A 26,351-nucleotide genomic window follows, 5' to 3' on the forward strand; every position below is an offset into this window, starting at 1 on the left:
CCCGGAGCCGGGTGATCCGATTTGTCCGGTTTTTGCCCTAACCTGGCGGCAGACCAAGGAGTGGCAAATGATCGAGTTGCAGCACCTGACGAAACGTTATGGCGACAAGCTGGCCGTCGATGATCTGAGCTTCCGGATCCCCGAAGGAGTGGTCACCGGATTCCTCGGTCCGAACGGCGCGGGCAAGTCCACCACCATGCGGATGATCCTCGGCCTGGACCGCCCGACCGGCGGCCGGGTGACCATCGACGGCAGGCACTACGGCCAACTCCAGGAGCCACTGCGGAAGATCGGTGCCCTGCTGGAGGCGAAGGCCGTCCACCCCGGGCGCACCGCCCGCGACCACCTGCTGTGGCTCGCCGAGTCCAACCGGCTCCCGCGCACCCGGGTGGACGAGGTGCTGGCGATGGTCGGCCTGACGGCGGTCGCGCGGAAGCGGGCCCGCGGCTTCTCGCTCGGCATGGGCCAGCGCCTGGGCATCGCCTCCGCGCTGCTCGGCGACCCGGAGACGCTGATGTTCGACGAGCCGGTCAACGGGCTCGACCCCGAGGGCATCCTGTGGATCCGCAACCTGATGAAGGCGCTGGCCGCGGAGGGCCGCACCGTCTTCGTCTCCTCCCACCTGATGAGCGAGATGGCGCTCACCGCCGACCACCTGGTGGTGATCGGCCGCGGCCGCCTGCTCGCCGACCTGCCGATGTCCGAGTTCATCAAGCAGAACTCGCGCTCCGCGGTCCGGCTGCGCACCCCGCACCAGGAGCAGCTGCTGGACGCCCTGCGCGGTGCCGGCCTGACCGCCGAGTCCGGCCCGGACGGCGCCTGGGAGGTGGTCGACGGCGACCCCGCCTTCCTCGGCGACCTGGCCGCCGCCCACGGCATCACCCTGCACGAGCTGAGCCCCCAACAGGCGTCCCTGGAGGAGGCGTTCATGCAGATGACCGCCGAGTCGGTGGAGTACCACGCGGGCGGCCCCGCCACCGCGCCGCAGCCCGCGTGGGGCGCCGGCTGGGACGACCGCCAGTCGCGGAAGGAGAGCTGAGATGGCCGCGTTCCCCGCAGTCCTGCAGTCCGAGTGGACCAAGGTCCGCAGCGTCCGCTCCACGGTCTGGACGCTCGCCGCGACCTTCCTGGTGACCCTGGTGGTGGGTGCGCTGCTCTCGCTGGTCACCAAGCAGAACTTCGCCGAGTTCACCAAGGACCAGAGCACCCCGTTCGACGCCACCAGCACCGCGTTCTCCGGCATCCTGCTCGGCGAACTCGCCATCATCGTCTTCGGCGTGCTCGCCGTCGGCAACGAGTACAGCAGCGGCATGATCCGGGTCTCGCTGGCGGCGGTCCCCCAGCGCGGCACGCTGCTGGCCGGCAAGACCGCCGTCCTGGGCGCGCTCGCGCTCGCCGTCTCGCTGGTGACCGCCTTCGTCACGTTCTTCGTCGGCCAGGCGATGCTCGGCCCGCACTCCACCACCCTGGGCTCCCCGGGCGTGCTGCGGGCGGTCTTCGGCGCGGCCTGCTACCTCACCCTGCTCTGCCTCTTCGCGGCCGGCGTCACCGCCATGCTGCACAACCAGACCCTGGCGCTGGGCATCCTGGTCCCGTTCTTCTTCCTGCTCTCCCCGATCCTGTCCGCCGTCCCCAAGGTCAAGACCGTCGCGCACTACTTCCCCGACTACGCGGGCTCCCGGATCCTGCAGGTCTACCAGCCCGACAGCCAGCCCTACGGGCCGTGGACCGGCCTGCTGATCTGCGCCCTGTGGACGGCGGCCGCGCTGCTCGGCGGCTACCTCGTCCTGAAGACCAGGGACGCCTGACCCGCCGTCAGTACGCCTGACCCACCGTCAGTACTTGGGAGCGCCGCGGCCGCGCAGCACGTTCGAGCCGCGGCGCTCCCGCGCTCCCCAGCACGCCCGGTGCCAGTGCCGCCGGTCGTCCACCCCGCCGCCGTGGTCCGGCCAGGCCACCACGTGCCCCGTCCCGGGCGGGATCTCCTGGTCGCAGCCGGGGCACCGGTAGTGCCGCCCGGCCGTGCCGGCCACGGTCTGCACCACCCAGTCCTCGCCCTGGTACGACTCGACCCGCCGCAGCGAACCCCCGGTCGGCGCGGAGCTGTCTCGGTCCTCGGACTTCTGAATCCGGTTGTGGCGGGGTGACACGTGACTACCTCTCGGTCCGGCGCGTTGTACCCCAAGGGTAAGCGCCGCACTACTCCCGCAGGGAGCTTTAGCACGGATCACCCGGCGGTTCCAGTGGTTCGGGAGTAATCCACCCTTTCCTCTGGGAAAATCGAGGTTTCGCGTGCCATTGGCACATGACATGGGTTACTCACGTGGTGACACGGCGGGGCCCGCAGACCCTGCGCGCACCGAGGAGGCACCCGATGACCAAGACCACCGCCCGGCCGACCGTCCCGACTCCGGGGCCGCGGTCGGCCGCCGGAACGGCGCCCGCGGTACGGGCGGAGAGCGGGCCGGGCGCCGGCACGGACGCGATCCGGGTCGGCGCCTTCCTGCTGTCCGCGCAGTTCCCCGGGCAGAGCCACGGCGAGGCGCTGGACCGGACCGTCTCCGCGACGCTGGCCGCCGAGCGGGCCGGCCTGGACGCGGTGTGGCTGGCCGAGCACCACTTCGTGCCGTACGGGGTGTGCCCGGACGCGGCGACGCTGGCGGCGATGCTGCTGGGCCGGACCCGGCGGATCGGGGTGGGCACCGCGGTGAGCGTGCTGACGACCCGTCACCCGGTGGCGCTGGGCGAGCAGGCGGCGCTGCTGCACCTGACCTCGGGCGGGCGGTTCACGCTGGGGGTGGGCCGCGGCGGGCCGTGGATCGACCTGGCGGTGTTCGGCGGCGGGATGGAGGCGTTCGAGCGCGGCTTCCCGGAGCGCCTGGACCTGCTGCTGCGCTGGCTGCGCGGCTCGCGGGTGGGAGCGAGCGGCCCGCAGTTCGACTTCCCTGAGGTGGCGGTGGTGCCGCGGGCGAGCGAGCCGCCACGGGTGCGCGACCTGTCGGGCTGGCTGGGCCTGGACGCGCCGGCGGTGATCCCGAGGCAGCGTCAGGAGACCCCGCCGGCCGGGCCGGCGGGACCGCCGGTGGTGGTGGCCTGCACCTCGCCGACGGGCGTGCGGACGGCCGCCGAGCGGGGCCTGCCGATGCTGCTGGGCATGCACTCCGGCGACGAGGACAAGCGCGGGATGCTGGCCGCCTACCGGGCCGCCTGGCGGGCCTGCGGGCGCGGCGAGGAGCAGCTGGCGCGGGTCGAGCGGGAGCACGTGGCGGCGGGCGTCGCGCAGGTCGACGACCGGGCGGGCGCGGCCCGGGCCAGCCTGCTGCGGGCGCTGCCGGACTTCTTCGCGTACGGGCTGGGCGCGCACCGCACCGTGGACGGCAAGGAGCGCTCGATGCGCGACCCGTACGCGTACACGGAGCTGCTGTGCGACCTGCACGCGGTGGGCACGCCGCAGCAGTGTGCGGACCGGCTGCTGGCGACCGCGGAGAGCACCGGGATCCGGCGGTTCGCGCTGCTCGCCGAGGGGTCCGGGGACACTGCGGCGACGCTGCACAACGTGGCCCGGATCGGTGCCGAGGTGCTGCCCCAGCTGTCCTGACGGGCCGTCGCGGGCCCGCCCCGGCCGTTCGGTGGCCGGGGCGGGCCCGCGGGCAGCGGTCCGGGGTGCTGACGGCGGGTCAGCAGTCGCGCAGCTCCGGCGACTGGTTGAGCAGCTGGGCTCGGACGGAGGTGAAGCGGGCGTGCCGCTCGGCGGAGTCCGGGCCGGGGGCGAACACCGCCACCCGGTGGCAGTTCTGGAAGGCCAGCCGGACGCCGAAGTGGCTCTGCAGGGCGCCGCGGATCGCGTCGCTGGCCATCGCGCGGAGCAGCTGTCCACGCTCCCGCTCGCTCGGCGGAGGAACCTCGTTGTCGGCGAAGTCGGTTCCGTCGACCTTGAGTTGGGCGACCAGCGAGCTGATCAGGTCCCAGGCGTAGGGCAGGGAGGTGCGGACGCAGTCGACGAACTCCCGCTCGTCGACCTCGCCTCGTTCGGCCTTCTCCAACAGGGCCGGTGAGACGTCGAGCGACATGGGTTCTCCTCTCGCGGTCCGCCCCGGCGGGGCCGCCGGGGCGGTGGTGCTGGTGCTGGAGTGCAGTGAACTTTCGCGCGGTGTTCAGGTGTTGGCGGTTGCTGCGGGCATGTGACGCGCGTGCGTCGAAGTCCTGGCCGGGGGTCAGACCAGCGTGGCAGGCCTCGTCCGACCCGGCTGGCGAATCGGTGGATTGCCACCCGAATCGCCGTGCGGAGGGCGAGATTGGCCGGAATCAGCCGTGTCCCAACCCTGTGCGCCAACCAGGCAAGCCTCACACCGAGTGAACGCACGGTCACCATGTTTCGCCCCGCGCGGCCGTCCAACACCCACCCCGGCCGCACTCGCATCAACTGGCTTCGCGGCCCGGCCCGACCCGACCGTGTGTCTCGGGATTGCGCCGCCCCCGGCCCCACTGCCCGCCGCACCCGGGCGCACGGTGCGTGCCCTGACCGTCGGCCGGCCCGCCCGCCCCGTCGACCGCCCGGATTCGAACGCGGACGGCGGCGCTCGCGGCGGGCCGTAGGCTTGTCCCCATGCGTCTTGTAATCGCCAAGTGCACCGTGGACTACGCGGGCCGCCTCGCTGCACATCTGCCCTCCGCCGTGCGCCTGGTGATCGTGAAGGCCGACGGCAGCGTCAGCATCCACGCCGACGACCGGGCCTACAAGCCGCTGAACTGGATGTCCCCGCCGTGCTCCCTGAAGGAGGACGAAGGGGTCTGGACGGTCGTCAACAAGGCCGGCGAGAAGCTGATCATCACGCTGGAGGACGTCCTGCACGACTCCAGCCACGAGCTGGGCGTCGACCCCGGCCTGGTCAAGGACGGCGTCGAGGCGCACCTGCAGGAGTTGCTCGCCGACCGCATGGAGGTGCTCGGCTCCGGCTGGCAGCTGATCCGCCGCGAGTACCCGACCGCGATCGGCCCGGTCGACATCCTGTGCCGGGACTCCGACGGCGCCACCGTCGCGGTGGAGATCAAGCGCCGCGGCGAGATCGACGGCGTCGAGCAGCTCACCCGCTACCTCGAACTCCTCAACCGCGACCCGCTGCTGGCGCCCGTGAAGGGCGTGTTCGCCGCGCAGGAGATCAAGCCGCAGGCCCGGGTGCTGGCCACCGACCGCGGCATCGGCTGCGTCGTGCTGGACTACGACGAGCTGCGCGGCATCGACGACGACAAGCTGAAGCTCTTCTGACCACCGGGAAAAGCCGTTGGGGCTTCGTCGGGCCGGGCTGGAACAATCCCCGCATGCCCGTTCGAAGCCCCGAGCCGGTCGGCCTCTACGAGACCCACCTGACGCTCGCTCCGGCCGAGGCCGACGCGCTCGCCGACTGGGCCCGCGCGCACGGCCTGGAGTTCACCCACATCCTGCTGGCCCGCGGCCTGCACCCCTCGCAGCCGATGCTCACCTGGCAGTCCGAGGGCAGCCTGCCCGAGCAGCACCGGCGCGCCGCCACCGAGACCGCCCGGCTGCGCGCGGCGGGCTTCACGCCGGTCCGGCTCAAGATCGAGGCCGCGCCCTGGACGCCCGGCGTCCCGCGCACCGACGCCGAGGCCGAACTCCTCGCCCCCGAGCGGTACTTCGAACACCATGTGAAAGTCCGGCTGGCCCCCGGCGTCCCCCGCGACGCGCTGGCCCGGGCCGCCGACGGCCACCACGCCCACGTGTCCTGGAACGCCCGCCGCACCGAACCGGGCGGCCACCGCCAGTACTTCGTCACCCAGCGCTGCCACCGGCTCGGCCTGACCACCGCGGGCGAGCACCTGAACCGCCTCACCACCGCCCTCACCACCGCCGGTTTCCCGCCACTGAAGACCGAGCGCGAGTACGTCGTCCACGACACCGCCCTCACCCTCGACGCCGGCTGGCTCGACGACGCCCCGACCACCTGACCGAGGAGCCTCCGACATGACCGACCCGTACGTCCTGCGCGCCATCGAGCGGTCCCGACGGTCCGGCGAGGGGCTGCCCCTGACGTTCCGTCCGATCGACGACCCGCGCGCCGAGCAGGCCTTCGTCTTCGACCCCGCCCTCAAGCAGCACCCCAACGCCTACCGCCCCACCGACCCGCGCTTCGCCGACCCGGAGCTGGCCACCGCCTGGCAGGCCGCCCGCCGCACCGCGATGGACGCCGTCCTCACCGCCGTCGCCGACTCCGGCTGGGTCGACCACCTGGTGCTGCGCGGCTCCGTCGTCCTGCGCGCCTGGTTCGGTGCCGCCGCCCGCGAACCGGGCGACCTGGACTTCGTCGTCACCCCCGAGGACTGGCGGATCGACGAGGCCCGCACCGCCGACCTGCTGCACGGCCTCACCCACGGCGTCCCCACCACCGGCCCGGTGCGCTTCCGCCCCGAGGAGGCCGTCACCGAGGCCATCTGGACCTACGAGCGCGTCCCCGGCCGCCGCCTGCTGCTCCCCTGGGAGGCCGACGGCCTGCCCGGCGGCACCGTCCAGCTCGACTTCGTCTTCAACGAGCACCTCCCCGTCCCGCCCGAGCGCTTCGAGGTCGCCCCCGGCGCCGTGCTCAACGTCGCCACCCGCGAACTCTCCCTCGCCTGGAAGCTCATGTGGCTGGTCACCGACCGGCACCCGCAGGGCAAGGACCTGTACGACGCGGTGCTGCTCGCCGAGTCCGCCCCGCTGCGCTACGAGCTGCTCCGCGACGTCTTCGGCGACGGCGAGCCCTACTACGCCGAACACCCGGTCCAGGCGGACAGCTTCGCCTTCCCCGACCACGAGTGGCAGCACTTCCCCGCGGAGTACCCGCACCTGGCGCGGACCCAGGACGACTACCTCCGCCGCCTGCGCGACGCGCTCGCCCCGACCTTCGCCGAGATCCCGGACGCCGACCGCACCCGCTGGTGGATCGAGGGCTGGCTCGCCCCGCTGCGCGCGGCCCACGCCGCCGGCGGCTTCGAGGCTGCCCAGAGCTGGCTGAAGGACCGTCAGGCCTCCCTCGCCCTGGCCCACCGACTGCTGGGCCGCGCGCTCGGCCCGGACGCCCCCGCGGACCTCGCCGAGGCGATGCTGCGCAGCCCGGCCTGGGCCTGGGAGGCCGAGGCGGTGGCCTCCGGCCGCTACTCGCTGGAGCGTCTGCTGAGCTGGTGACCCGTCAGGTGGTCGGCGTCGTGCTCGCCGTCGCCGACCCGGTCGCGGTGGCCGACGCGCTGCCGCTCGGGCTCTCGCTGGGGGACGACGTCGGCGGCGTCGGCGCCGTGCTCGTCGGCGCCGGCTGCGTGGGCGTGGCACCGGGCTTGGTGGTGGTCGGCGCCGCCGGGGGCGTCGTCTTCGGCGTCGCCGACGGCTTGCGGGTGCTGCCGGCGCTGCCGGACGGGGTGTCGGCCGGGGTCTCGCTCGCCGCCGTGCTGCTGTCCGCCGCGCTCGGCGAGGGGGAGGCCGAGGACGGGTGCGGGCTGTCGGGGATCTCGGCGGGGGTGAGGCCGTCCTCGATGGAACGACCGGGGTGGCTGCCGCCGGCGGGGTTGCCGGTGCGGTCGACGCTCAGCCCGATCGCGGTGCCGAGCACACCGAGCGCCATCACCGCCGCGGAGGCGGCGATCACGGTGCGCCGGGTGTCCCCGCGGGTGCGGGACTTGCGCAGCCGGTACGGCACCTGGGCGATCGCGCGGATGCTGCGGCGCTTGCGGGCGGGCTCCTCGCCCGGGCCGATGGCGAGCGGGGCGAGCTCCTCGGCACGGATCAGGTCGAGCATCCGGCGGGCCGCACCGGCCCGCGGCTCGCCGGCCGCGGCGCGCAGCGCGACCGCCGCCTCCAGCTCCGCGGCCGCCCGCTGCGAGCTGCCCGAGCAGAGCGCGTACACACCCAACTCGTGGTGGAACCACGCCTGTTCGAAGTCCGCGCCGAGGTTCCGGGCGGCTTCCAGGCCGAGCTGCAGGGTGCGCTCCCAGGCGCTCCAGCGCAGCGACAGGGCGAGCGCGGGCGCGGCGGCCCGGGCCAGGTGCAGCACCGCCTCCGGGCGGCCGGCGTCCCGGTCGGCGAGCAGCACCGCGACGATCACCTCGGCCTCGGCGGCGACCTGCGCGGTCGACACCGAGGCGTGGCCGACCCACCAGGACAGGTGCTCGGCCGCGCCGTGCGCGATGGTGCCGGGCGCGAACGCGCCCCGGCCTTCGCCTTGCTGCCCGCCCGGTCGCGGCTCGGTGAGCGCCTCGACCACGCCCTCGGTGAGCCGGTGGTGGCCGCCGACGGAGATCGCCAGGCCCGCCTCGACCAGCTCCTGCAGGGCGCTCTCGCCGAGGCCGACGTCCACCAGCGCGGGCAGGTGCGGCGCGGTCGGGCACTCCCCGCCGAGCGCCAGCGCGAGCCGCAGCACCCGGCGGGCGGGCTCGCTCAGCCCCTCCGCCAGCCGGACCGCCGGCGAGGCGCTCTCGCCGACCGACGGCAGCGGCACCTGGCGGCGCAGCTCGTTCTCCAACTCGGCAGGGTCGTCGGGGAGTTCGTAGCTCCGCACGGAGCCGAAGACGTCCCGCCGGTCCTCCTGCGCGGCGACCAGCGCGTCCACCGCGACGTCCCGCTGCCGCAGCAGCGCCGCCGCCCGGACGAAGCGCAGCGGAAGGCCCTCCGACTCGAACCACAGGTCGACCGCCCACGCCCGCTCGGCGTCGTCCAACGAGCGGCCCGCCAACCGGGCGGCCAGGGTCAGCGAGGCGGGGCGGGAGAGTCCGGCGACCAGGTGGTCCTGCAGCCGCGAACCGGGCGACATCGGCGTGCTGTCGGCGGCGGGCGCGATCAGGAAGGCGCACTCGGGCGCCATCGCCAGCAGCGCCTCCAGCTCCTCGCCGGTCGGCTCGACGTCGTCGATGACCACCACCGCGGCGACGCCGGCCAGCAGTTCGGTCAGCTGCTCGCGGTCGGGGCGGAAGTCGGGGGCGTGGTGGGTGGCGGCGAACAGGTCCTGCAGCAGGTCGGCGGCGCTGCGGCGGTAGCCGCTCAGCCGCACCACGCCGTCCGGGGCCACCTCACCGGCCGTCTCGGCGACCGCGGCGAGCAGCGCGGAGCGGCCCGAACCGGGCTGGCCGAGCAGGCGTATCGAGCGGCCCTCGGCGAGCCGGGCCAGCAGCGTCGCGATGTCCGCCTCGCGGTCCAGCAGCCGGGAGTCGGAGCCGCCGCCCAATGCCAGCGGCCCCACCGCGGAGCTCGGCCCCAGCTCGGGCCGGGCCTGCACCATGCCGCGGATCCGGCGCGGCGCGGGCAGCCAGTCGTCCGGGCAGTGCCGCGCCTCCGAGCCCTCCGGCCCGCCGACGGCGACCAACCGCTCCCCGCTGACCAGCTCACCGCTGCGCGGGCGTACTCCGTCTGCCGGCTGACCCACGACACGCTCCCCGCCTACGGACCGATACTGTGGCGCAGACTCTCCCATATGACCGCACCCGGTCAACATTCAGGGTCGTCGAACGGTCGTCCGCAGTTCGGAGGCGCTCAGCCCATCGCCGGCAGGGTCGTCCCGTACGGGTCCGGAACCGCGCCCTCGACCGCCAGGATGCGGTGCAGGCGGGTGGCGACCAGCAGGCGCTGGAGCTGGACGGGCACGTCGCGCAGGACCAGCCGGCGGCCGACCCGGCCGGCCCGGCGGTGGGTGCCCATGATGACGCCGAGTCCGGTGGCGTCCCAGAACTCGAGGCGGCCGAGGTCGAGGATCAGGTCGCCCTGGCCACCGTCGACCGCGGCGTGCAGCACCGACCGGGCGTCGGCCGCGCTGCGCACGTCGAGGCGCCCTTCGATGGCCAGACCGGTGTGGTCGCCGGTGATGCGCACGCTGTCCTCCTCTTCGGCCGTCTGCCGTCCACCCGTCGACCGGGTCCGCACTCGGGGTGGGGTCTCACCGCTGGGTCCGCCAGGGGTCCCGCTCGCCCCGGCCCCTTCACCATCTGACGGTGAACCAGTTCCGCAGGTTGCTGCCACCCGGCGGACTCTCCCTCAACTTCACCCGTCCGAGGGAATATACGCAGGAACACCTCACACCCACGCTCGATTACCGCCCAAATCACCCGTCTGCGGCGCGGACCGTGAGCAAACTCACCCGGTCGCCCGGATCCGCGCCGCGCCGCGGGTGGCGCGCCGGTCATCCGTACCGGTAGAAGCCCTGCCCGCTCTTGCGGCCGAGGTCTCCGGCGGTCACCATCCGGGCCATCAGCTCGGGGGCCGCGAACTTCTCGTCGCGGGTCTCCTCGTAGATGTTGTCCGCCGCGTGCAGCAGGATGTCGACGCCGGTCAGGTCGGCGGTCTGCAGCGGTCCCATCGGGTGGCCGAAGCCGAGCCGGCAGGCGGTGTCGATGTCCTCGGCGGTGGCGACGCCGGACTCGTAGAGCCGGGTCGCCTCGACCACCAGGGCGGTGATCAGCCGGGTGGTGACGAAGCCCGCCACGTCGCGGTTGACCACCACCACCTGCTTGCCGACGCCCTCGGCGAAGGCCCGGGCCCGGGCCAGCGTCTCGTCGGAGGTCTTGTAGCCGCGCACCAGCTCGACCAGCTGCATCAGCGGCACCGGGGAGAAGAAGTGCACGCCGACCACGGACTCGGGCCGCTCGGTGGCGGCCGCGATCCGGGTGATCGGGATGGCGGAGGTGTTGGAGCCGAGTACCGCACCGTCCTTGGCGATCCGGTCCAGCTCGCGGAAGACCGCCTCCTTGACGTCCAGCCGCTCGAACACCGCCTCGACCACCAGGTCGGCCTCGGCGACCGCGTCCAGGTCGGTGGTGACGGTGATCCGGGCCAGCGCGTCGGCGGCCTGCTGCTCCGTCAGCTTCCCCTTGGCGGTGAACTTCTCGTACGAGGCGCGGATGCCGTCCAGTCCGCGGGCCAGCGCCGCGTCGGTGACGTCGCGCAGCACCACCTGGTGGCCGGCCTGCGCGGCGACCTGCGCGATGCCGGCGCCCATCAGGCCGGCGCCGATCACGGCGATCCGCTGGTCCGCGACGCTGGAAACACTGCTCATGGCGTGGAATCTCCCGGAGGGGGCGGGTTCGAAGGCTGCCCGCGCCGGGGCGGCACACGACCGCCCGCGGGAGCCACTTCGCTCTGCGCCGGACTTTAGTGGGAGCGCGCCCCGCGTGGTGCGTTCCGGGAGTGTGATCTGTACCGGAAGGGGTGTGATCTGCGCCCCTCACTCACCGGCGATCACCCCTCACCGGGCACCTGCACCCCCAACTCCTGTGCCAGGATCGCCGCCTGGACCCGGCTGCGGAGCTCCAGCTTGGCCAGGATCCGGCTGACGTGGGTCTTGGTGGTGGCCTCCGCGGTGCCCAGCCGGGCGGCGATCTCCGCGTTCGACAGGCCCGCGCCGAGGCAGCCCAGCACCTCCCGCTCCTTCGGCGTCAACTCGGCCAGCACGTCCGCGGTCGGCGCGGGCAGCGGCGCCGGCCGGGCGAAGGAGGAGATCAGCCGACGGGTCACCGACGGCGCCAGCATGCCGTCGCCGCGGGCCACCGTGCGGATGCCCTCGACCAGGGTGGCCGCCTCCAGGTCCTTCAGCAGGAACCCGGCGGCGCCGGCCCGCAGCGCGCCCCACACGCACTCGTCCAGGTCGAAGGTGGTCAGCACCAGCACCTGCGCGGCCTGTGCGGCGGTGATCCGGCGGGTCGCCGCCACCCCGTCCAGCCGCGGCATCGACACGTCCATCAGCACCACGTCGGGCTGCAACTCCAGCGCGAGGCGCACCGCCTCCTCGCCGTCCGCGGCCTCCCCGACCACCTCCAGGCCCGGCTCGGCCCGCAGGATCATCACCAGCGCGGCCCGTACCGCCGCCTGGTCCTCCGCCACCAGTACCCGGATCACGTCCGCTCCCCGTTCGCCGTCCGCGGCAGCACCGCCCGCACCCGCCACCTGTCGCCGTCCGGCCCGGCGGTGAACGTCCCGCCGAGCAACTGGACCCGCTCGCCCATGCCGACCAGCCCGGCGCCCGCCCCGGGCACCGACCGCCCCTCCCCCGGGCGGTACGGACTGTCCACCGTGATCTCCAACTCCGCTTCCCCGTACCCGATCCGCAGCCGCACCACGCCCGGCGCAGAGTGCTTCACCGCGTTGGTCAGCGACTCCTGGACGATCCGGTACGCGGCCAGCTCCAGCGGCGCGGGCAGCTCCCCGCGCTCGCCCTCCTCCGCCGCCTCGAACCGCAGTCCGGCCTGCTGCCCGGCCGTGCCGGCCTGCTCCAGCAGCACGTCGACGGCGGCCAACCGCGGCGCGGCGTACGGCTCTTCGGGGATGCTCTCGCGCAGCAGGCCGATCATCCGGCGCATCTCCGCCAGGCCCTGCACGCTGTTCTCCCGGATCACCGCCAGCGCCTCCACCAGCGGACCGTCCTCGACCCGCTGCTGACGGCGTGCCACCGCCTGCGCGCCGGTGGCGTGGATCGCGATCGCCGACAGGTGGTTGGCGATCACGTCGTGCAGCTCGCGGGCCATCCGGGCGCGCTCCGCCGCCACCGCGCCGCGCCGGTCCAACTCGGCCAGCAGCGTGGTCTGTTCGGCCCGAAGCCGCTCCGCCTCGGCGCGGTCCCGGTGGTGGCGAAGCAGCTCCGCGGTCCACACCGGCAGCAGCAGCGTCAGCCCGCAGAACATCGCGACCACCAGCGCGCCCTGCACCGAGCCGTACACGAAGGTCAGGGTGGTGGCCGCCAGGCTCCCGGCGCCGCCGGTCAGCTGCAGTACCTTGCTCATCCGCGGCGGCCCGTACAGCACCGCCGCGTACAGCAGGTCGGTGTACATCAGCAGAGTGGCCAGCACCGAGCCGCAGTACACCGCGGCGAGGAAGACGATCCCGCCGAGCGCGACCGCCCACACCGGCCGCCGCCGGCGCTGCAGCTCCAGCACCGACATCGCCACCAGCGGCAGCACCGGCACCCAGGCCGGCAGGTCGGGGCGGCTGTCGTACGCCCCGACGGCGATCAGCAGCAAGCCGCCGAACAGCCCGAAGGCCGCGATCGCGAGATCCTCCTGACGGTCGGTGAGCCTCACACCGAACATCCCAGCACTCCTTCCTGCCGCGCCGGAACGACCGGTCGGACGACCCGTCGTCAGCCGAAGGTCGGACGACCTGCTCGGCTCCCCGGACGACGACACCGGAGGGAGCTCCCGCGGACCGGCGGGGTCAGCGGTTCTCGCCGGGCACCCAGAGCACGTCGCCGCGCTCCTTGTTGGCGGACCGGGCCAGGATGAACAGCAGGTCGGAGAGCCGGTTCAGGTACTTCGCGGTCAGCGGGTTCACGCTCTCCCCGTGCACCTCGATCGCCGCCCAGGTGGCCCGCTCGGCCCGCCGCACCACGGTGCACGCCAGGTGCAGGTAGGCCGCGCCGGGCGTCCCGCCGGGCAGGATGAAGCTGCGCAGCTTCTCCAGCGACTCCAGGTAGTGGTCGCAGTCCGACTCCAGCCGGTCGATGTACGACTGCTGGACCCGCAGCGGCGGGTACTTCGGGTCCGGGACGATCGGGGTCGCCAGGTCCGCGCCGACGTCGAACAGGTCGTTCTGCGCCCGGATCAGCACCGCCGCCACGTCCTCGGGGAGCGCGCCCGCGGCGATCGCCACGCCGAGCGCGGCGTTGGCCTCGTTGGTGTCCGCGTACGCGACCAGCCGGGGGTCGGTCTTGGTGGTCCGGCTCATGTCGCCGAGCGCGGTGGTGCCGTCGTCCCCGGTCCGGGTGTAGATGCGCGTCAGATTCACCATGCCCGCAGCCTAACGGGCCGCTCACACCGGCTGGGCGTAAGCCCGGTCACGCTGACGACGCGTCAAGCGACGTTGACCCTCCCCCAGCCTTCGGCCGGGGGCACCCCCATCCCGAGGGGTCTCGTCGCTACGCGACGTTGACCCTCTGCCCGGGGGGCGCCGCCTCCAGCCAGGCGAGGAAGCCGGTCAGCGCGTCGTCGCTCATCGCCAGCTCCAGCGGCGCGCCGTTGTGCAGGCAGCGCAGCACCACCGAACCGGAGAGCAGCGCGAGCTCCTCCTGGCCCTGCGGGTAGCGGCGGCCCAGCACCTCGATCTCGGTGCGCGGCAGCACCCGGCGCGGCCGGGGCGCGTACGAGAAGACCCGGAACCACTCGATGGAGTCGCCGCTGTAGCGGCCGATACCAAAAACCCACCCCTTGCCGTCGGTCACCGGGACCGGGGCGGAGGTGGGCTGTCCGTTCTCGTCGAGGTCGGGCTGCGTGGAGGCGTCCGCGGGCATTTTCAACCGGTAGCTGCAGTCGAACGTGCCGCCGACCCGCTGGATGAGGCGGCGGCGTACCGCGAAGCCGGCCAGCCCGGCAACGGCCAGGGCCACCACGGCGGCGCACACCACAAGGGCGAGGACCATGCTCACCGACCTCCTCGCTACCTACATCCCCGTGGCGGTCGACCCACGACCGCCCATTCCTACCAACTGATACGACAGTCCCGGGGTCACGCTCCAGGCGTCCCCGGGACCGTCGCTGAGACCTGGCTCAGACGTGCGCCTTCACGCCGCGCGCGGCGATCAGCCGGACCTCGGCGCGCCGCTCGGCGTGCGCGTCGGTCTCGGACTTGGCGTTCTCCAGCGCCCGCTCCGCGCGGGCGACGTCGATCTCGTCCGCCAGCTCGGCGATCTCGGCGAGGATCGACAGCTTGTTGTCCGCGAAGGAGATGAAGCCGCCGTGCACCGCCGCGACGATGGTGCCCTCGGCGGTGCGGATGGTGACCGGACCGGTCTCCAGCACGCTCAGCACCGGGGTGTGACCCGGCATGATGCCGGTGTCGCCGGAGGCCGTACGGGCGACGACGATGGTGGCCGCACCGGACCACACCTTGCGGTCGGCTGCGACCAGCTCGACGTGCAGCTCAGCCAACGTGGGCTCCTAGGCTCTTGCCGAGACACCGGACAACGTGCGGCATTACTCGACAGTTTCGGTAAGAATAACGGGCCCGTGCCCCCGGAATGAAACGAAGGGCACGGAGATGACCGGGATCACAGCCATCCTGCGCCGTGAGGGGTGGCCCCCTAGAGCCGGGAACCACCCCTCATCGGACGTTGCCGAGGACTACTTCTTCAGCAGCTCGGCGGCGTTGCGCTCGAGGTCCTCGATGCCACCGCACATGAAGAACGCCTGCTCCGGCACGTGGTCGTACTTGCCGTCCGCGATCGCGTTGAAGGCCTCGATGGTCTCCGACAGCGGCACGGTCGAACCCTCGACACCGGTGAACTGCTTCGCCACGTAGGTGTTCTGCGAGAGGAAGCGCTCGATGCGACGGGCGCGGTGCACCGTGATCTTGTCGTCCTCGGACAGCTCGTCGATACCGAGGATCGCGATGATGTCCTGCAGGTCCTTGTACTTCTGCAGGATCCCCTTGATACGGACGGCCGTGTCGTAGTGGAGCTGCGTGATGTACCGCGGGTCGAGGATGCGGGACGTGGAGTCCAGCGGGTCGACGGCCGGGTAGATGCCCTTCTCCGAGATCGGGCGCGACAGAACGGTGGTCGCGTCCAGGTGGGCGAAGGTGGTGGCCGGCGCCGGGTCGGTCAGGTCGTCCGCGGGGACGTAGATCGCCTGCATCGAGGTGATCGAGTGACCGCGGGTCGAGGTGATGCGCTCCTGCAGGAGGCCCATCTCGTCGGCCAGGTTCGGCTGGTAGCCCACCGCGGAGGGCATGCGGCCGAGCAGGGTCGACACCTCGGAACCGGCCTGGGTGAACCGGAAGATGTTGTCGATGAAGAGGAGCACGTCCTGCTTCTCGACGTCGCGGAAGTACTCCGCCATGGTCAGCGCGGAGAGCGCGACGCGCAGACGGGTGCCCGGCGGCTCGTCCATCTGGCCGAAGACCAGCGCGGTCTTGTCCAGAACGCCCGAGTCGACCATCTCGTGGATGAGGTCGTTGCCCTCACGGGTGCGCTCACCGACACCGGCGAAGACCGACACACCACCGAAGTTCTCGGCGACGCGGTAGATCATCTCCTGGATCAGAACGGTCTTGCCGACACCGGCACCACCGAACAGACCGATCTTGCCACCGGTGACGTACGGGGTGAGCAGGTCGATGACCTTGATGCCGGTCTCGAACATCTCGGTCTTCGACTCGAGGTCCTTGAACTCCGGCGCCTTGCGGTGGATCGGCCAGCGGACCTCGACCTGCGACTCGAACTCGGCCTTGTCGACGTTCAGCACCTCACCGAGGGCGTTGAAGACCTTGCCCTTGGTGATCTGGCCGACGGGGACGGAGATGGCCTCGCCGAGGTCGGTCACGGTCGCGCCGCGGACCAGGCCGTCGGTCGGCTGCATCGAGATGCCGCGGACCAGGCCGTCGCCGAGGTGCTGGGCAACCTCGAGGGTCAGGGTCTTCTTGCCCGTGCCGTCGGGGTTGTCCACCTCGACGTGCAGGGCGTTGAACATGTCCGGAATCGCGTCGACGGGGAACTCCACGTCGACGACCGGGCCGATGACCCGCGCGACGCGGCCCGTCGCCGTGGTCGGCTCAACAGTGGTGGTCATTCTCATTCGCTCCCGCGGCTAGCGTCTGCGAGCGCGTTGGCACCGCCGACGATCTCGCTGATTTCCTGGGTGATCTCGGCCTGACGGGCCGAGTTGGCAAGCCGCGTGAGCGACTTGATGAGCTCGCCGGCATTGTCCGTCGCGCTCTTCATCGCGCGGCGGCGGGCGGCGTGCTCGGAAGCGGCCGACTGCAGCAGCGCGTTGTAGATCCGGCTCTCCACGTACCGCGGCAGCAGCGCGTCCAGCACGCCCTCCGCCGACGGTTCGAAGTCGTAGAGCGGGAAGATCTCGTTCTTGGCCTTCGACTCGTCGCTGAGCTGGACCTCGTCCAGCTTCAGCGGCAGCAGTCGGGCGTCCACGGCGGTCTGCGTCAGCATCGACTCGAACTTCGTCGACACCAGGTGCAGCTCGTCCACGCCGCCGGTCTCGGCCGTGAAGGCCTCGATCAGCTCGGCCGCGACGGCCTTGGCGTCCCCGTAGGTCGGCTTGTCCGAGAAGCCCGTGTACGACCCCGCGACCGCCAGGTCACGGAAGTTGTAGTACGAGACGCCCTTGCGACCGACGATGAACGTCACCACGTCCTTGCCCTCTTCGCGGAGCTTCGCGCTGAGCGCGAGCGCCTGCTTGATGGCGTTGGTCGAGTAACCGCCGGCCAGACCGCGGTCCGCCGTGATCAGCAGCACTGCGGCCTTGGCGGCCTGCGGGTTCTCGGTGGTGAGCGGGTGCTTGGCGTTGGACCGGGTGGCCACCGCCGTCACCGCCCGGGTGAGCTCATCGGCGTACGGAGTGGAGGCGGCCACCGCGCGCTGCGCCTTGACGATGCGCGACGCGGAGATCATCTCCATCGCCTTGGTGATCTTCTTCGTCGCGGTGACAGAGCGGATCCGGCGCTTGTAGACCCGAAGCTGTGCTCCCATGGGTCGTTACGTCCTTTCCCTCGCTACCGGACTCAGGCCTGCTCGGAGAGCAGCTTGCCGTCAGCCGTGGTGAAGCCCTGCTTGAAGGCGGAGATCGCCGCGGTCAGCGCGTCGATGGTGCCGTCCTCGAGCTTCGAGGTCTCGACGATGCCGGCCAGGATGCCCTTGTGCTCCAGACGCAGGTGGTCCAGGAACTCGCGCTCGAAGCGGCGGATGTCGGCGACCGGGACGTCGTCCAGCTTGCCGGTGGTGCCGGCCCAGATGGAGACGACCTGCTCCTCGACCGGGAACGGCTGGTACTGGCCCTGCTTCAGCAGCTCGACCATGCGCGCACCGCGCTCCAGCTGGGCCTTGGAGGCCGGGTCCAGGTCGGAACCGAAGGCGGCGAACGCCTCCAGCTCACGGTACTGGGCCAGGTCCAGGCGCAGGCGGCCGGCGACCGACTTCATGGCCTTGATCTGGGCGGAGCCACCGACGCGGGAGACCGAGATACCGACGTTCACGGCCGGGCGGATGCCGGCGTTGAACAGGTCGGACTCCAGGAAGCACTGGCCGTCGGTGATGGAGATGACGTTGGTCGGGATGTACGCCGAGACGTCGTTGGCCTTGGTCTCGATGATCGGCAGACCGGTCATCGAGCCGGCGCCCAGCTCGTCGGAGAGCTTGGCGCAGCGCTCCAGCAGGCGGGAGTGCAGGTAGAAGACGTCACCCGGGTACGCCTCGCGGCCCGGCGGGCGGCGCAGCAGCAGGGAGACGGAGCGGTAGGCCTCGGCCTGCTTCGACAGGTCGTCGAAGACGATCAGCACGTGCTTGCCGTCGTACATCCACTCCTGGCCGATGGCCGAACCGGTGTACGGGGCGAGGTACTTGAAGCCGGCCGGGTCGGAGGCGGGAGCAGCCACGATGGTGGTGTACTCCAGCGCGCCGGCGTCCGCCAGGGCGCCGCGGACGGACGCGATGGTGGAGCCCTTCTGGCCCACGGCGACGTAGATGCAGCGGACCTGCTTCTTCGGGTCGCCCGAGCGCCAGTTGTCGCGCTGGTTGATGATCGTGTCGATCGCCACCGCGGTCTTGCCGGTCTGGCGGTCGCCGATGATCAGCTGGCGCTGGCCGCGGCCGATCGGGGTCATCGCGTCGATGGCCTTGATGCCGGTCTGCATCGGCTCGTGCACCGACTTGCGGACCATGACGCCGGGGGCCTGCAGCTCGAGCGCGCGGCGGCCGGTGGTGGCGATCTCGCCCAGGCCGTCGATCGGGTTGCCCAGCGGGTCCACGACACGGCCGAGGTAGCCGTCGCCGACCGGGACGGAGAGGACCTCGCCGGTGCGCTGCACCGTCTGGCCCTCCTCGATGCCCGAGAACTCACCGAGGACGACGACACCGATCTCGCGGGTGTCGAGGTTCAGCGCGAGGCCGAGGGTGCCGTCCTCGAACTTCAGCAGTTCGTTGGCCATGACCGAGGGCAGACCCTCGACCTTGGCGATACCGTCCATGGCCTCGGTGACCGTGCCGACCTCTTCACGCGAGGCCGCGTCCGGCTGGTACGACTGGACAAAGTCGGCCAGCGCGTCCCGGATCTCCTCCGGACGGATCGTAAGCTCCGCCATCAGGCTTCCCTGCTCTCCTAGTTTGCGATCCTCGGCCCGCCATTGAGGGCCGCAAGTGCTCGACTCTCGGCCGGGTCGAGTGAACCGGCCGTACGTTTTGCCGGCCCACCCGGTGTGGACCGACGCCCGACCGAGGGTCGGATAGTGCTCGTGCTCAGCCTTCGAGGCCCTGGCGCGCGCCTTCCAGGCGGGTCGCGACCGTGCCGTCGATGACCTCGTCGCCGATCTGCACCCGGATACCGCCGACGACCTCGGGGTCGACGTCGATGTTCAGGTGCACCTGCCGGCCGTAGACACCGGCCAGGGCGGCGGACAGCCGCTCCTTCTGGCGGTCCGACAGCGGCACCGCGCTGGTGACCAGGGCCACCACACGGCCCCGCCGGGAGGCGGCGAGCTTGGAGTAGGACTCCAGGCCACCCTCCAGGCTACGGCCACGCGGGTTGGTCACCAGGCTGGTGACCAGTCGGACGGTGCCGGCGTTGGCGCGGCCGCCGAGCAGCTTGCGCACCAGCCCGGCCTTGGCGGCGGCGTCGGCCTTCGGCTCGGTCAGCCCGGAGCGCAGCTCGTGCGAGCCCTGCACCACCCGGCCGAACCGGAACAGCTCGTCCTCCAGGTCGTCCAGCGCGCCGGCCTTGTCCGCGGCGATGACCTCGGCGTAGGCGGCGAGCTCCTCGACCGCGTCCACCAGGTCGCGCGGGCCCGACCAGCGGGAGCGGACCAGGCCGGAGACCAGGTCGACCGTCTCGCCGGAGACCTGACCGGCCAGCAGCGAGCCGACCAGCTGGGCCTTGTCCTGACCGGACCGGGACGGGTCGGTCAGGAGTCGGCGCAGCGAGACCTCGCGGTCCAGCAGCGCGGTGACGGCGGCGAGTTCCTCGGCGAGCTTGGCCGCGTCCACCGAAGTGTTGTCGGTCAGGCTCTCGAGGTTGTCGCGGCCGGCAGCCAGTGCCTCACGGCTCGCGCCGATCACTTGGCAGCGCCCTGGGCAACGGCGGCCTTGGACTCCAGCTCCTCCAGGAAGCGGTCGATGACACCGCTCTGGCGGGCGTGGTCCTCCAGGGACTCACCCACGATGCGGGACGCCAGCTGGGAAGCGAGCGAGCCCACGTCCTGGCGCAGCGCGGCGCTCGCCTGCTTCTTGTCGGCCTCGATCTGGGCGTGGCCGGCGGCGACGATGGCCTCGCGCTGACGCTGGCCCTCCTCGCGCATCTCGGCGACCAGGGCGGCACCCTGCTCGCGAGCGTGCTCGGTGATACGAGCGGCCTCGTGGCGCGCCTCGGCGAGCTCGGCGCGGTACTGCTCCAGCAGGGCCTGGGCCTCGGCCTGAGCAGTCTCCGCGCGCTTCATGCCGCCTTCGATGGCGTCACGGCGCTCCCCCAGCACCTTCTCGATGCTGGGGAGGAGCTTCTTGCCGAGGATGCCGAAGACGATGAAGAAGCAGAGCAGGCCGATGACGATCTCGGGCCAGGCGGGGAGGAGCGGGTTCATCTGCTCCTCGGCCGCAATGTTGACCAGGGGGTTCATGTCAGAACCTTTCGTCGGATCGGACTACCGGTTCGTCTGGCTTACTTGCCGTAGACGAACGGCATGACGATGCCGATGAGGGCGAGGGCCTCGGTCAGGGCGAAGCCGATGAACATGTTGGAGCGGATCAGGCCGGCAGCCTCGGGCTGACGGGCCATCGCCTGCACGCCGTTACCGAAGATCAGACCGACACCGATGCCGGGGCCGATCGCGGCGAGGCCGTAGCCGATGGAAGCAACGGAACCGGACACACCAGCGGCGAGAGCGGACATCTCAGCTAATCCTTTGCGGGGATGGGTTACCGGTGGGTGTTGGCCACCGGGAGTTCAGGGGCGCGGCCGGGGCCGCGGGGCTCAGTGCGCCTCTTCCAGGGCACCGGCGATGTAGCTGCTGGCCAGCATCACGAAGATGTACGCCTGCAGGAACTGCACCAGCAGCTCGAAGCCGGTCAGGCCGACCGCCACCACGAAGGACACCGAGCCGTACAGGGCGCCGATGCTCGGGCTCAGCAGGTACCAGGAGGCCACCGAGAAGACGACGATCAGCAGGTGACCGGCGAACATGTTGGCGAAGGCTCGGACCGCGAGGGTGAACGGGCGCACGAAGATGTTCGAGAAGAACTCGATCGGCACCAGGATGAACATGACCCAGCCCGGGATGCCCGACGGCCAGCACAGGTTCTTCAGACCGCCCACGAAGCCGTGCTTCTTGAACGTCAGTCCCATGTAGGTGACCCACACGACCGCCGCCAGCCCGACCGGGAACGCGATGCGCGACATCACCGGGAACTGGGCGAACGGGATGATGGACATGATGTTCATGATCCACACGAAGAAGAACATCGAGACCAGCATCGGGACGTACTTCTCGCCCTTCTTGCCGATCGTCTCGAGCACGATGCTCCGCTTCACGAAGTCGTACCCGATCTCGCCGACCAGCTGGAGCTTGCCCGGGAGCAGCTTCGGCTTGGCGAACGCGGCCCAGAAGAAGCCGACCACCAGGAGCGCGCAGATGATCGACAGCAGCATCGGCTTGGTGAAGTCGACGCTGCCGATCGTGAAGATCGGCTTGAAGTCGAACTCGCTCAGGCCGGGGGCCGGGAAGCCGCAGCCGGAGTTCAGGTGGCAACCGGCCTCGGAGGCGAGCTGGACAACGTCAGCACCCACCACAGACTCCTTCGTTCTGACGCATGGTTACGGCGACCTCGGTGTGTCGGCGTGGCCTGCGGCCACGGTGCGGCACTGGAACTAGTTGGATTTCTCGCGGACCCTGCGCGGCGCGTATCCCTGCCGCGGGATCTTCGAAAGCTTCGTGGAGCCGGGGGGCGATCCGTCCGATCATCGGAGAGACCTGGCCGCATCCCGTACTCCGCCGTTGGGACGGACGATAGCAGTCTGTCGGAGGGGCATAAACACCGCCCCCCTCGCGCGGGGGACAGCTCGCCCCGCTCACGGTTGACGCCCCGATTTCGGCTTCCCGTCGGGTTCCACGTAGTACATCTTCACCTTGAGCCAGCCCCGCACCTGGAACACCGTCCAGATGATCGCGAGGCCGAGCAGGGCGAAACCGAAGACCTTGTGGTCGAAGAACGAGAGGTGTTTGGCCACGGCCAGCAGCACGCCGATCGCAAGGATCTGAGTGGTGTAGACCATCAGCGCGGCCGGCATCAGCATCTGCGGGTTGTTCCGGGTCAGCCGGTCGAGCGCGACCTGGCCGAAGCCGAAGAAGCCGATCACCACCACCGTGGCGAGCAGGGCGCCGAGCAACCCCTTCCCCTGGGCAACCCCGAAGGAGATCGCCATGGCGACAACTCCGGCGGCCGCAGTGGGAATTGCGGCGCCACGGAGGATCCGGGCGTCGTGGGACGGCATGTCGGCAGCTCCGGCGGCATGTCGGTGACAGGGGGACGAACGAGGAACACAGGTACTGGACGAGCGAAGCACCGCGGGCAGCCGTTCGACGGCGAGCCCGTCGAGGGAGACCGACCAGGGACGGAAGTCCTCCACCTGTCAGGTCTTTCGGCGCGTTCTCGGTACTCGTGAACGGTATCACAAACTATTTGATGAGAGCTTTACCATGAACGTGTGGTACCTGTCACACCGTCGGCCCACGAGTGCCGCCGAACGGGCGACTCCACCCGGCCCAATCGGAGTTGACGCCGCGTCACCCGCGCCGCTGGCCCCGGGTTCCGGCCGCGCTCGCGCCGGTGCCGAGTCGGCCCAGCAGCTCCTTGTCCTTCGCCGAGAGCTCGGCCATCGCGGCCGGGGCCGGCTGCTCGGCGGCCGCCGCGACCGGGGCCGTCGGAGCCGCCACCGGGGCCGCCTCGACGGAGCCGTCGACCGAGCCGTCGGCGGTGCGGTAACGGGGCGGCACGAAGGGCTGCACGGCCTTCGGGGCGCGCGGCCGGAACCGCGGCACCAGCAGCACCACCAGGCCGAGCAGGCAGAGCCCGGCCATCGTGAGGATCACCGTGCGGCCGGTGTTGGTGACCGAGACCGCGACCGTGCCGAAGGCGATCAGCGCGGCCCAGAAGTACATGATCAGCACGGCCCGGCTGTGCGAGTGCCCGACCTCCAGCAGCCGGTGGTGCAGGTGCTGCTTGTCCGCCGCGAACGGCGACTTGCCGGCCCAGGTGCGGCGCACCACGGCCAGCAGCAGGTCGGCCAGCGGCAGCGCGATCACGGTCAGCGGCAGGATCAGCGGGATGTAGATCGGCACCAGGGCGTGCACGGTGAGGGTCTTGGACCCGGTCTGGGCGCTGATCAGGTCGGGGTCGACGCGGCCGGTGATGGAGATCGCGGCGACCGCCAGCATCAGGCCGAGCATCATCGAGCCGGAGTCGCCCATGAAGATCCGCGCGGGGTGCAGGTTGTGCGGCAGGAAGCCCAGGCACATCCCGATCAGCACCGCGCTGAACAGCGCGGCGGGCGCGGCGTCGTTGACCCCGTACCCGAGCCACAGCCGGTAGGAGTACAGGAAGAAGGCCATCGCGGCGATGCAGACCATGCCGGCGGCCAGGCCGTCCAGGCCGTCGATGAAGTTCACCGCGTTGACCATCACGACCACCAGCGTGACCGAGATGATCATGCCCTGGGTGGGGGTGACCGCGACCGGGCCGTAGCCGGGCACCGGGATGGAGATCACCGTGACGCCCTGCCAGACCATCACGCCGGCGGCGATCATCTGCCCGCCGAGCTTCACCAGCGCGTCCACGCCCCACTTGTCGTCCAGGACGCCCAGCACGAACATGATCCCGGCCCCGGAGAGCAGCGCCTTGACGTCCGCGCTCTGGACGAACAGCCGTCCCAGGTTGGTGAGTTGGGAGGCCGCGAGCAGGCCGGCCAGCAGGCCGCCGAACATCGCGATGCCGCCCAGCCGCGGAGTCGGCTCGCGGTGCACGTCGCGCGCCCGTACGGCGGGCATCGCGCCGGCCGCGATGGCGAACTTCCGGACCGGGCTGACCAGCAGGTAGGTCACCGCCGCCGAGACGAACAGGACCAGCAGATACTCACGCACCACTGGCCTCCAGGGTCACGGTCCGACGGTCGAGTACGCAGCGTACTCCGGCGCTGGTTGGGGGTTCGAGGTGCGTCACCACGGTGCACACCTTATTGACTCCGACGCCGTGTCCCCGCATCGCGGTTCGCCTCCGCGGGCGCGAACCGCTCAGCGGCGCCCGGCGAACGCCCGCGCGAGCTCCCGCACCCGGGCCCTGACCTGCTCCACCGGCTCCCCGGCGAGCACCCGGCCGAGCAGTCGGCCGACCTCGGTCAGCTCCTCCTCCCCCATCCCCTGGGCGGCGCAGGCCCCGGTGCCGACCCGGATCCCGGAGGTCTCGGTGGGCGGCGCCGGGTCGTACGGGACCGCGCACCGGCCGAGCATCAACCCGGCGGCGGCGCATCGGCGTTCGGCCTCCACGCCGGTCAGCCGCAGTCCGCTCAGGTCGGCGGTGACCAGGTGGGTGTCGGTGCCGCCGGTGAGCGGCTGGGCCCCGGCAGCGGCCAGTTCGGCGGCCATCGCCCGGGCGCCGGAGACCGCCCGCCGGATGTAGGCGGTGTAGCCGGGGGTGGCGGCCTGGGCCAGCGCCACCGCCTTGGCGGCCACCTCGTTCATCGCCGCCCCGCCCTGGGTGAACGGGAACACCGCCCGGTCGATCCGGTCGGCCAGCTCCGCGGTGCACAGCAGCAGCCCGCCGCGCGGCCCGCGCAGCAGCTTGTGGGTGGCGGCGACGGTGACGTCGGCGTACGGCACCGGGGAGGGCGCGGCGCCGGCCGCGACGAGCCCTGCGGTCTGCGCGGCGGCGGCGATCAGGTAGGCGTCCACCTCGTCGGCGATCCGCCGGAAGGCCGCCCAGTCGACGTGCCGCGGGTAGGAGATGCCGCCCGCCACGATCGCCTTCGGGCGGTGCTCGTGGGCGAGCCGGCGGACCTGCTCCAGGTCGATCCGGCCGTCCTCCTCGCGCACCCCGTAGCCGATGAACTGGAACCAGCGGCCGGAGAAGTTGGCGCGCGAGCCGGCGCTCAGATGGCCGCCGTGCTCCAGCGACATCGCGAGCACCGCGTCGCCCGGCCGCAGCAGCGCCGCGTAGGCCGCCAGCATCGCCGAAGTCCCGGACCGGGGTTGGACGTTGGCGTGCGGGGCGGCGAACAGTTCGCGGGCCCGGTCGACCGCCAGCAGCTCCACCGTGTCGGCGGGCGCGCAGCCGGTGTGGTGGCGGCGGCCCGGGTAGCCCTCGGCGTACTTGTCGACCAGCGGGCCGGCCAGCGCGGCCAGCACGGCGTCGGTGGCCAGGTTCTCCCCGGCGAGCAGTTGCAGGCTGTCGGCGCGGCGCTCGGCCTCGGCGGTGAGCAGGTCGGCGATCAGCGGGTCCGCCGCGCGCAGGGCCTCGGCGGCCTCCCAGTGGGTCTCTTGGGCATCGGCGACCGTCATGGTGCGGCTCCCGGGCTGGAGTTCCCCCGGCGGCGGGCCGGAGGCCGGTGGGGGGCTGAGATTCCTCCAGCGTAGGTCCCAGGTCCCGCCCGGGCCCGCCCGCACACGCGGGCCTAGTCCGTTCCGGTCGCCTCCACGTCCTGCGCACCCGGCCTTCACGAATTCTCCACCAGAACTTTAGTGGAGGACGCTCAAGTCACCGCTTCACACCGGTCAGTGCGGTCACCACCGGGTCCAGCGCGCCGAATATCTCCTCGCCGCAGTCCCGGAACATGCCGATCGGGGCGCCGTACGGGTCCCGCAGCTCGTCCGACTCGGGCGACGCGGCCAGCAGCCAGCCGCGCAGGGCGGCGGCCGCCCGGACCAGTGCGCGGGCGCGCTCGGTCAGCCGAGCGCCGTCCCGGGGGTCCGGCAGGGTGCGCGGGTCGACCCGCTGCACCAGCCGGGTGAACTCCTTGAGCGTGAAGGTGCGCAGCCCCGCCGAGTGCCCCATGGAGATCACCTGCGCCCGGTGGTCCAGGGTCGCGGTCAGCACCAGGTCGGCGTCGATCACGTGCTCGTCCAGCAGCTCCCGGCCGGAGAAGTGCGCGCTGTCCGCGCCGTACTCGCCGAGCACGGTCGCGGCGTGCGCCTCCATCGGCGCGCCCTCGTGGCCCCAGGTCCCGGCGCTCTCCACCACGATCCGCCGGCCGACCCGGTCCCCCAGCCGGGAGTCCAGCTCCAGCCGGGCGAGCCGCTCGGCGATCGGCGAGCGGCAGATGTTGCCCGTGCAGACGAACAGGATGCGGAAGGTGTCCAGCGGCAGCGGCTGCGGGTACGCCGCCAGGCCGCCGCCCGCCCCGTACAACGG

The 26,351-nt window shown here is 71.9% G+C and carries 27 protein-coding genes; 6 read left to right on the forward strand and 21 right to left on the reverse strand.

Going from position 1 to position 26,351, the window contains the following annotated elements; genetic code table 11:
• The first annotated feature begins 67 nt into the window (after window positions 1-67).
• Both AB0K51_RS03065 and AB0K51_RS03070 read left to right on the forward strand, forming a co-directional pair.
• Window positions 68-1,039: an ABC transporter ATP-binding protein gene (locus AB0K51_RS03065; RefSeq protein ID WP_363449869.1), complete on the forward strand. Its 972-nt coding sequence runs from the start codon at window positions 68-70 to the stop codon at window positions 1,037-1,039.
• Between the two features lies 1 nt (window position 1,040).
• Window positions 1,041-1,808 (forward strand): ABC transporter permease, encoded by a 768-nt coding sequence (locus AB0K51_RS03070; protein WP_363449871.1) that lies wholly within the window; start codon window positions 1,041-1,043, stop codon window positions 1,806-1,808.
• Between the two features lie 27 nt (window positions 1,809-1,835).
• Here AB0K51_RS03070 and AB0K51_RS03075 read toward each other — a convergent pair whose 3' ends face one another.
• Window positions 1,836-2,129: an ATP/GTP-binding protein gene (locus AB0K51_RS03075; RefSeq protein WP_363450258.1), complete on the reverse strand. Its 294-nt coding sequence runs from the start codon at window positions 2,127-2,129 to the stop codon at window positions 1,836-1,838.
• 356 nt (window positions 2,130-2,485) lie between these two features.
• On the opposite strand from AB0K51_RS03075, the gene AB0K51_RS03080 reads away from it, so the two are divergent.
• Window positions 2,486-3,598 (forward strand): LLM class flavin-dependent oxidoreductase, encoded by a 1,113-nt coding sequence (locus AB0K51_RS03080; protein WP_363450260.1) that lies wholly within the window; start codon window positions 2,486-2,488, stop codon window positions 3,596-3,598.
• A 79-nt stretch (window positions 3,599-3,677) separates the two neighbouring features.
• On the opposite strand, the gene AB0K51_RS03085 is transcribed toward AB0K51_RS03080, so the two are convergent.
• On the reverse strand, window positions 3,678-4,070 hold the full coding sequence (locus AB0K51_RS03085; protein WP_363449873.1) for an SCO5389 family protein: 393 nt from the start codon (window positions 4,068-4,070) through the stop codon (window positions 3,678-3,680).
• Between the two features lie 536 nt (window positions 4,071-4,606).
• Here AB0K51_RS03085 and nucS point away from each other — a divergent pair.
• From nucS to AB0K51_RS03100, 3 genes are read left to right on the forward strand one after another with little or no spacing between them, the layout of a single operon-like run.
• Complete coding sequence (nucS, locus tag AB0K51_RS03090) at window positions 4,607-5,266, forward strand: endonuclease NucS (RefSeq protein ID WP_363449875.1); 660 nt, start codon at window positions 4,607-4,609, stop codon at window positions 5,264-5,266.
• A gap of 53 nt (window positions 5,267-5,319) precedes the next feature.
• Complete coding sequence (locus AB0K51_RS03095) at window positions 5,320-5,964, forward strand: hypothetical protein (protein WP_363449877.1); 645 nt, start codon at window positions 5,320-5,322, stop codon at window positions 5,962-5,964.
• Between the two features lie 16 nt (window positions 5,965-5,980).
• A complete protein-coding gene (locus AB0K51_RS03100) occupies window positions 5,981-7,180 on the forward strand; it encodes a nucleotidyl transferase AbiEii/AbiGii toxin family protein (RefSeq protein ID WP_363449878.1) in 1,200 nt (399 codons plus the stop codon).
• A 4-nt stretch (window positions 7,181-7,184) separates the two neighbouring features.
• On the opposite strand, the gene AB0K51_RS03105 is transcribed toward AB0K51_RS03100, so the two are convergent.
• From AB0K51_RS03105 to AB0K51_RS03195, 19 genes are all read right to left on the reverse strand, one after another.
• Window positions 7,185-9,404, reverse strand: coding sequence for an ATP-binding protein (locus tag AB0K51_RS03105; RefSeq protein WP_363449880.1), 2,220 nt, complete (start codon window positions 9,402-9,404; stop codon window positions 7,185-7,187).
• A 107-nt stretch (window positions 9,405-9,511) separates the two neighbouring features.
• Window positions 9,512-9,847, reverse strand: coding sequence for an STAS domain-containing protein (locus AB0K51_RS03110; protein WP_363449882.1), 336 nt, complete (start codon window positions 9,845-9,847; stop codon window positions 9,512-9,514).
• 307 nt (window positions 9,848-10,154) lie between these two features.
• Complete coding sequence (locus AB0K51_RS03115; RefSeq protein WP_363449884.1) at window positions 10,155-11,027, reverse strand: 3-hydroxyacyl-CoA dehydrogenase family protein; 873 nt, start codon at window positions 11,025-11,027, stop codon at window positions 10,155-10,157.
• A 182-nt stretch (window positions 11,028-11,209) separates the two neighbouring features.
• On the reverse strand, window positions 11,210-11,866 hold the full coding sequence (locus AB0K51_RS03120; RefSeq protein ID WP_363449886.1) for a response regulator transcription factor: 657 nt from the start codon (window positions 11,864-11,866) through the stop codon (window positions 11,210-11,212).
• On the reverse strand, window positions 11,863-13,053 hold the full coding sequence (locus AB0K51_RS03125) for a histidine kinase (RefSeq protein ID WP_363449888.1): 1,191 nt from the start codon (window positions 13,051-13,053) through the stop codon (window positions 11,863-11,865). The genes AB0K51_RS03120 and AB0K51_RS03125 overlap by 4 nt, the downstream gene beginning before the upstream one ends.
• Before the next feature lie 124 nt (window positions 13,054-13,177).
• The gene (locus tag AB0K51_RS03130) at window positions 13,178-13,750 is read right to left on the reverse strand and encodes a cob(I)yrinic acid a,c-diamide adenosyltransferase (RefSeq protein ID WP_363449890.1); all 573 of its coding nucleotides are present in this window, start codon (window positions 13,748-13,750) and stop codon (window positions 13,178-13,180) included.
• 127 nt (window positions 13,751-13,877) lie between these two features.
• Entirely contained in the window at window positions 13,878-14,378 is a 501-nt protein-coding gene (locus tag AB0K51_RS03135) for a DUF2550 domain-containing protein (RefSeq protein ID WP_363449892.1), read from the reverse strand.
• 127 nt (window positions 14,379-14,505) lie between these two features.
• Window positions 14,506-14,886 (reverse strand): F0F1 ATP synthase subunit epsilon, encoded by a 381-nt coding sequence (locus AB0K51_RS03140; RefSeq protein WP_363449894.1) that lies wholly within the window; start codon window positions 14,884-14,886, stop codon window positions 14,506-14,508.
• Between the two features lie 192 nt (window positions 14,887-15,078).
• Window positions 15,079-16,524: a F0F1 ATP synthase subunit beta gene (gene atpD, locus AB0K51_RS03145; RefSeq protein ID WP_363449896.1), complete on the reverse strand. Its 1,446-nt coding sequence runs from the start codon at window positions 16,522-16,524 to the stop codon at window positions 15,079-15,081.
• A gap of 2 nt (window positions 16,525-16,526) precedes the next feature.
• Window positions 16,527-17,441 (reverse strand): F0F1 ATP synthase subunit gamma, encoded by a 915-nt coding sequence (locus AB0K51_RS03150; protein ID WP_363449898.1) that lies wholly within the window; start codon window positions 17,439-17,441, stop codon window positions 16,527-16,529.
• 32 nt (window positions 17,442-17,473) lie between these two features.
• On the reverse strand, window positions 17,474-19,048 hold the full coding sequence (gene atpA, locus AB0K51_RS03155) for a F0F1 ATP synthase subunit alpha (protein WP_363449900.1): 1,575 nt from the start codon (window positions 19,046-19,048) through the stop codon (window positions 17,474-17,476).
• 154 nt (window positions 19,049-19,202) lie between these two features.
• Window positions 19,203-20,018, reverse strand: a complete 816-nt coding sequence (locus AB0K51_RS03160; RefSeq protein WP_363449901.1) for a F0F1 ATP synthase subunit delta — start codon at window positions 20,016-20,018, stop codon at window positions 19,203-19,205.
• Entirely contained in the window at window positions 20,015-20,572 is a 558-nt protein-coding gene (locus tag AB0K51_RS03165; RefSeq protein ID WP_363449903.1) for a F0F1 ATP synthase subunit B, read from the reverse strand. Before AB0K51_RS03165 ends, AB0K51_RS03160 begins: the two co-directional genes overlap by 4 nt.
• Window positions 20,573-20,613: 41 nt before the next feature.
• The gene (gene atpE / locus AB0K51_RS03170; RefSeq protein ID WP_363449905.1) at window positions 20,614-20,844 is read right to left on the reverse strand and encodes an ATP synthase F0 subunit C; all 231 of its coding nucleotides are present in this window, start codon (window positions 20,842-20,844) and stop codon (window positions 20,614-20,616) included.
• 81 nt (window positions 20,845-20,925) lie between these two features.
• Window positions 20,926-21,741, reverse strand: coding sequence for a F0F1 ATP synthase subunit A (gene atpB, locus AB0K51_RS03175; RefSeq protein ID WP_363449907.1), 816 nt, complete (start codon window positions 21,739-21,741; stop codon window positions 20,926-20,928).
• A gap of 279 nt (window positions 21,742-22,020) precedes the next feature.
• Entirely contained in the window at window positions 22,021-22,374 is a 354-nt protein-coding gene (locus AB0K51_RS03180) for a hypothetical protein (RefSeq protein WP_363449909.1), read from the reverse strand.
• Between the two features lie 361 nt (window positions 22,375-22,735).
• The gene (locus tag AB0K51_RS03185) at window positions 22,736-24,088 is read right to left on the reverse strand and encodes an MraY family glycosyltransferase (RefSeq protein WP_363449911.1); all 1,353 of its coding nucleotides are present in this window, start codon (window positions 24,086-24,088) and stop codon (window positions 22,736-22,738) included.
• A gap of 150 nt (window positions 24,089-24,238) precedes the next feature.
• Window positions 24,239-25,501, reverse strand: coding sequence for a serine hydroxymethyltransferase (locus AB0K51_RS03190; RefSeq protein WP_363449913.1), 1,263 nt, complete (start codon window positions 25,499-25,501; stop codon window positions 24,239-24,241).
• Between the two features lie 196 nt (window positions 25,502-25,697).
• The gene (locus AB0K51_RS03195) at window positions 25,698-26,348 is read right to left on the reverse strand and encodes a protein-tyrosine-phosphatase (RefSeq protein ID WP_363450261.1); all 651 of its coding nucleotides are present in this window, start codon (window positions 26,346-26,348) and stop codon (window positions 25,698-25,700) included.
• Window positions 26,349-26,351 lie beyond the last annotated feature (3 nt).

It is taken from the genome of Kitasatospora sp. NPDC049285 (assembly GCF_040678815.1).
In the GTDB taxonomy this organism is placed as follows: Bacteria; Actinomycetota; Actinomycetes; order Streptomycetales; family Streptomycetaceae; genus Kitasatospora.

What these genes read in the sequence shown, in the direction of transcription:
- AB0K51_RS03065 (WP_363449869.1), top strand. Translation starts at nt 68, where the DNA reads ATGATCGAGTTGCAGCACCTGACGAAACGTTATGGCGACAAGCTGGCC.
- AB0K51_RS03070 (WP_363449871.1), top strand. Translation starts at nt 1,041, where the DNA reads ATGGCCGCGTTCCCCGCAGTCCTGCAGTCCGAGTGGACCAAGGTCCGC.
- AB0K51_RS03085 (WP_363449873.1), bottom strand. Translation starts at nt 4,070, where the DNA reads ATGTCGCTCGACGTCTCACCGGCCCTGTTGGAGAAGGCCGAACGAGGC.
- nucS (WP_363449875.1), top strand. Translation starts at nt 4,607, where the DNA reads ATGCGTCTTGTAATCGCCAAGTGCACCGTGGACTACGCGGGCCGCCTC.
- AB0K51_RS03095 (WP_363449877.1), top strand. Translation starts at nt 5,320, where the DNA reads ATGCCCGTTCGAAGCCCCGAGCCGGTCGGCCTCTACGAGACCCACCTG.
- AB0K51_RS03100 (WP_363449878.1), top strand. Translation starts at nt 5,981, where the DNA reads ATGACCGACCCGTACGTCCTGCGCGCCATCGAGCGGTCCCGACGGTCC.
- AB0K51_RS03115 (WP_363449884.1), bottom strand. Translation starts at nt 11,027, where the DNA reads ATGAGCAGTGTTTCCAGCGTCGCGGACCAGCGGATCGCCGTGATCGGC.
- AB0K51_RS03125 (WP_363449888.1), bottom strand. Translation starts at nt 13,053, where the DNA reads ATGTTCGGTGTGAGGCTCACCGACCGTCAGGAGGATCTCGCGATCGCG.
- AB0K51_RS03130 (WP_363449890.1), bottom strand. Translation starts at nt 13,750, where the DNA reads ATGGTGAATCTGACGCGCATCTACACCCGGACCGGGGACGACGGCACC.
- AB0K51_RS03135 (WP_363449892.1), bottom strand. Translation starts at nt 14,378, where the DNA reads ATGGTCCTCGCCCTTGTGGTGTGCGCCGCCGTGGTGGCCCTGGCCGTT.
- atpD (WP_363449896.1), bottom strand. Translation starts at nt 16,524, where the DNA reads ATGACCACCACTGTTGAGCCGACCACGGCGACGGGCCGCGTCGCGCGG.
- AB0K51_RS03150 (WP_363449898.1), bottom strand. Translation starts at nt 17,441, where the DNA reads ATGGGAGCACAGCTTCGGGTCTACAAGCGCCGGATCCGCTCTGTCACC.
- atpA (WP_363449900.1), bottom strand. Translation starts at nt 19,048, where the DNA reads ATGGCGGAGCTTACGATCCGTCCGGAGGAGATCCGGGACGCGCTGGCC.
- AB0K51_RS03165 (WP_363449903.1), bottom strand. Translation starts at nt 20,572, where the DNA reads ATGAACCCCCTGGTCAACATTGCGGCCGAGGAGCAGATGAACCCGCTC.
- atpE (WP_363449905.1), bottom strand. Translation starts at nt 20,844, where the DNA reads ATGTCCGCTCTCGCCGCTGGTGTGTCCGGTTCCGTTGCTTCCATCGGC.
- AB0K51_RS03180 (WP_363449909.1), bottom strand. Translation starts at nt 22,374, where the DNA reads ATGGCGATCTCCTTCGGGGTTGCCCAGGGGAAGGGGTTGCTCGGCGCC.
- AB0K51_RS03190 (WP_363449913.1), bottom strand. Translation starts at nt 25,501, where the DNA reads ATGACGGTCGCCGATGCCCAAGAGACCCACTGGGAGGCCGCCGAGGCC.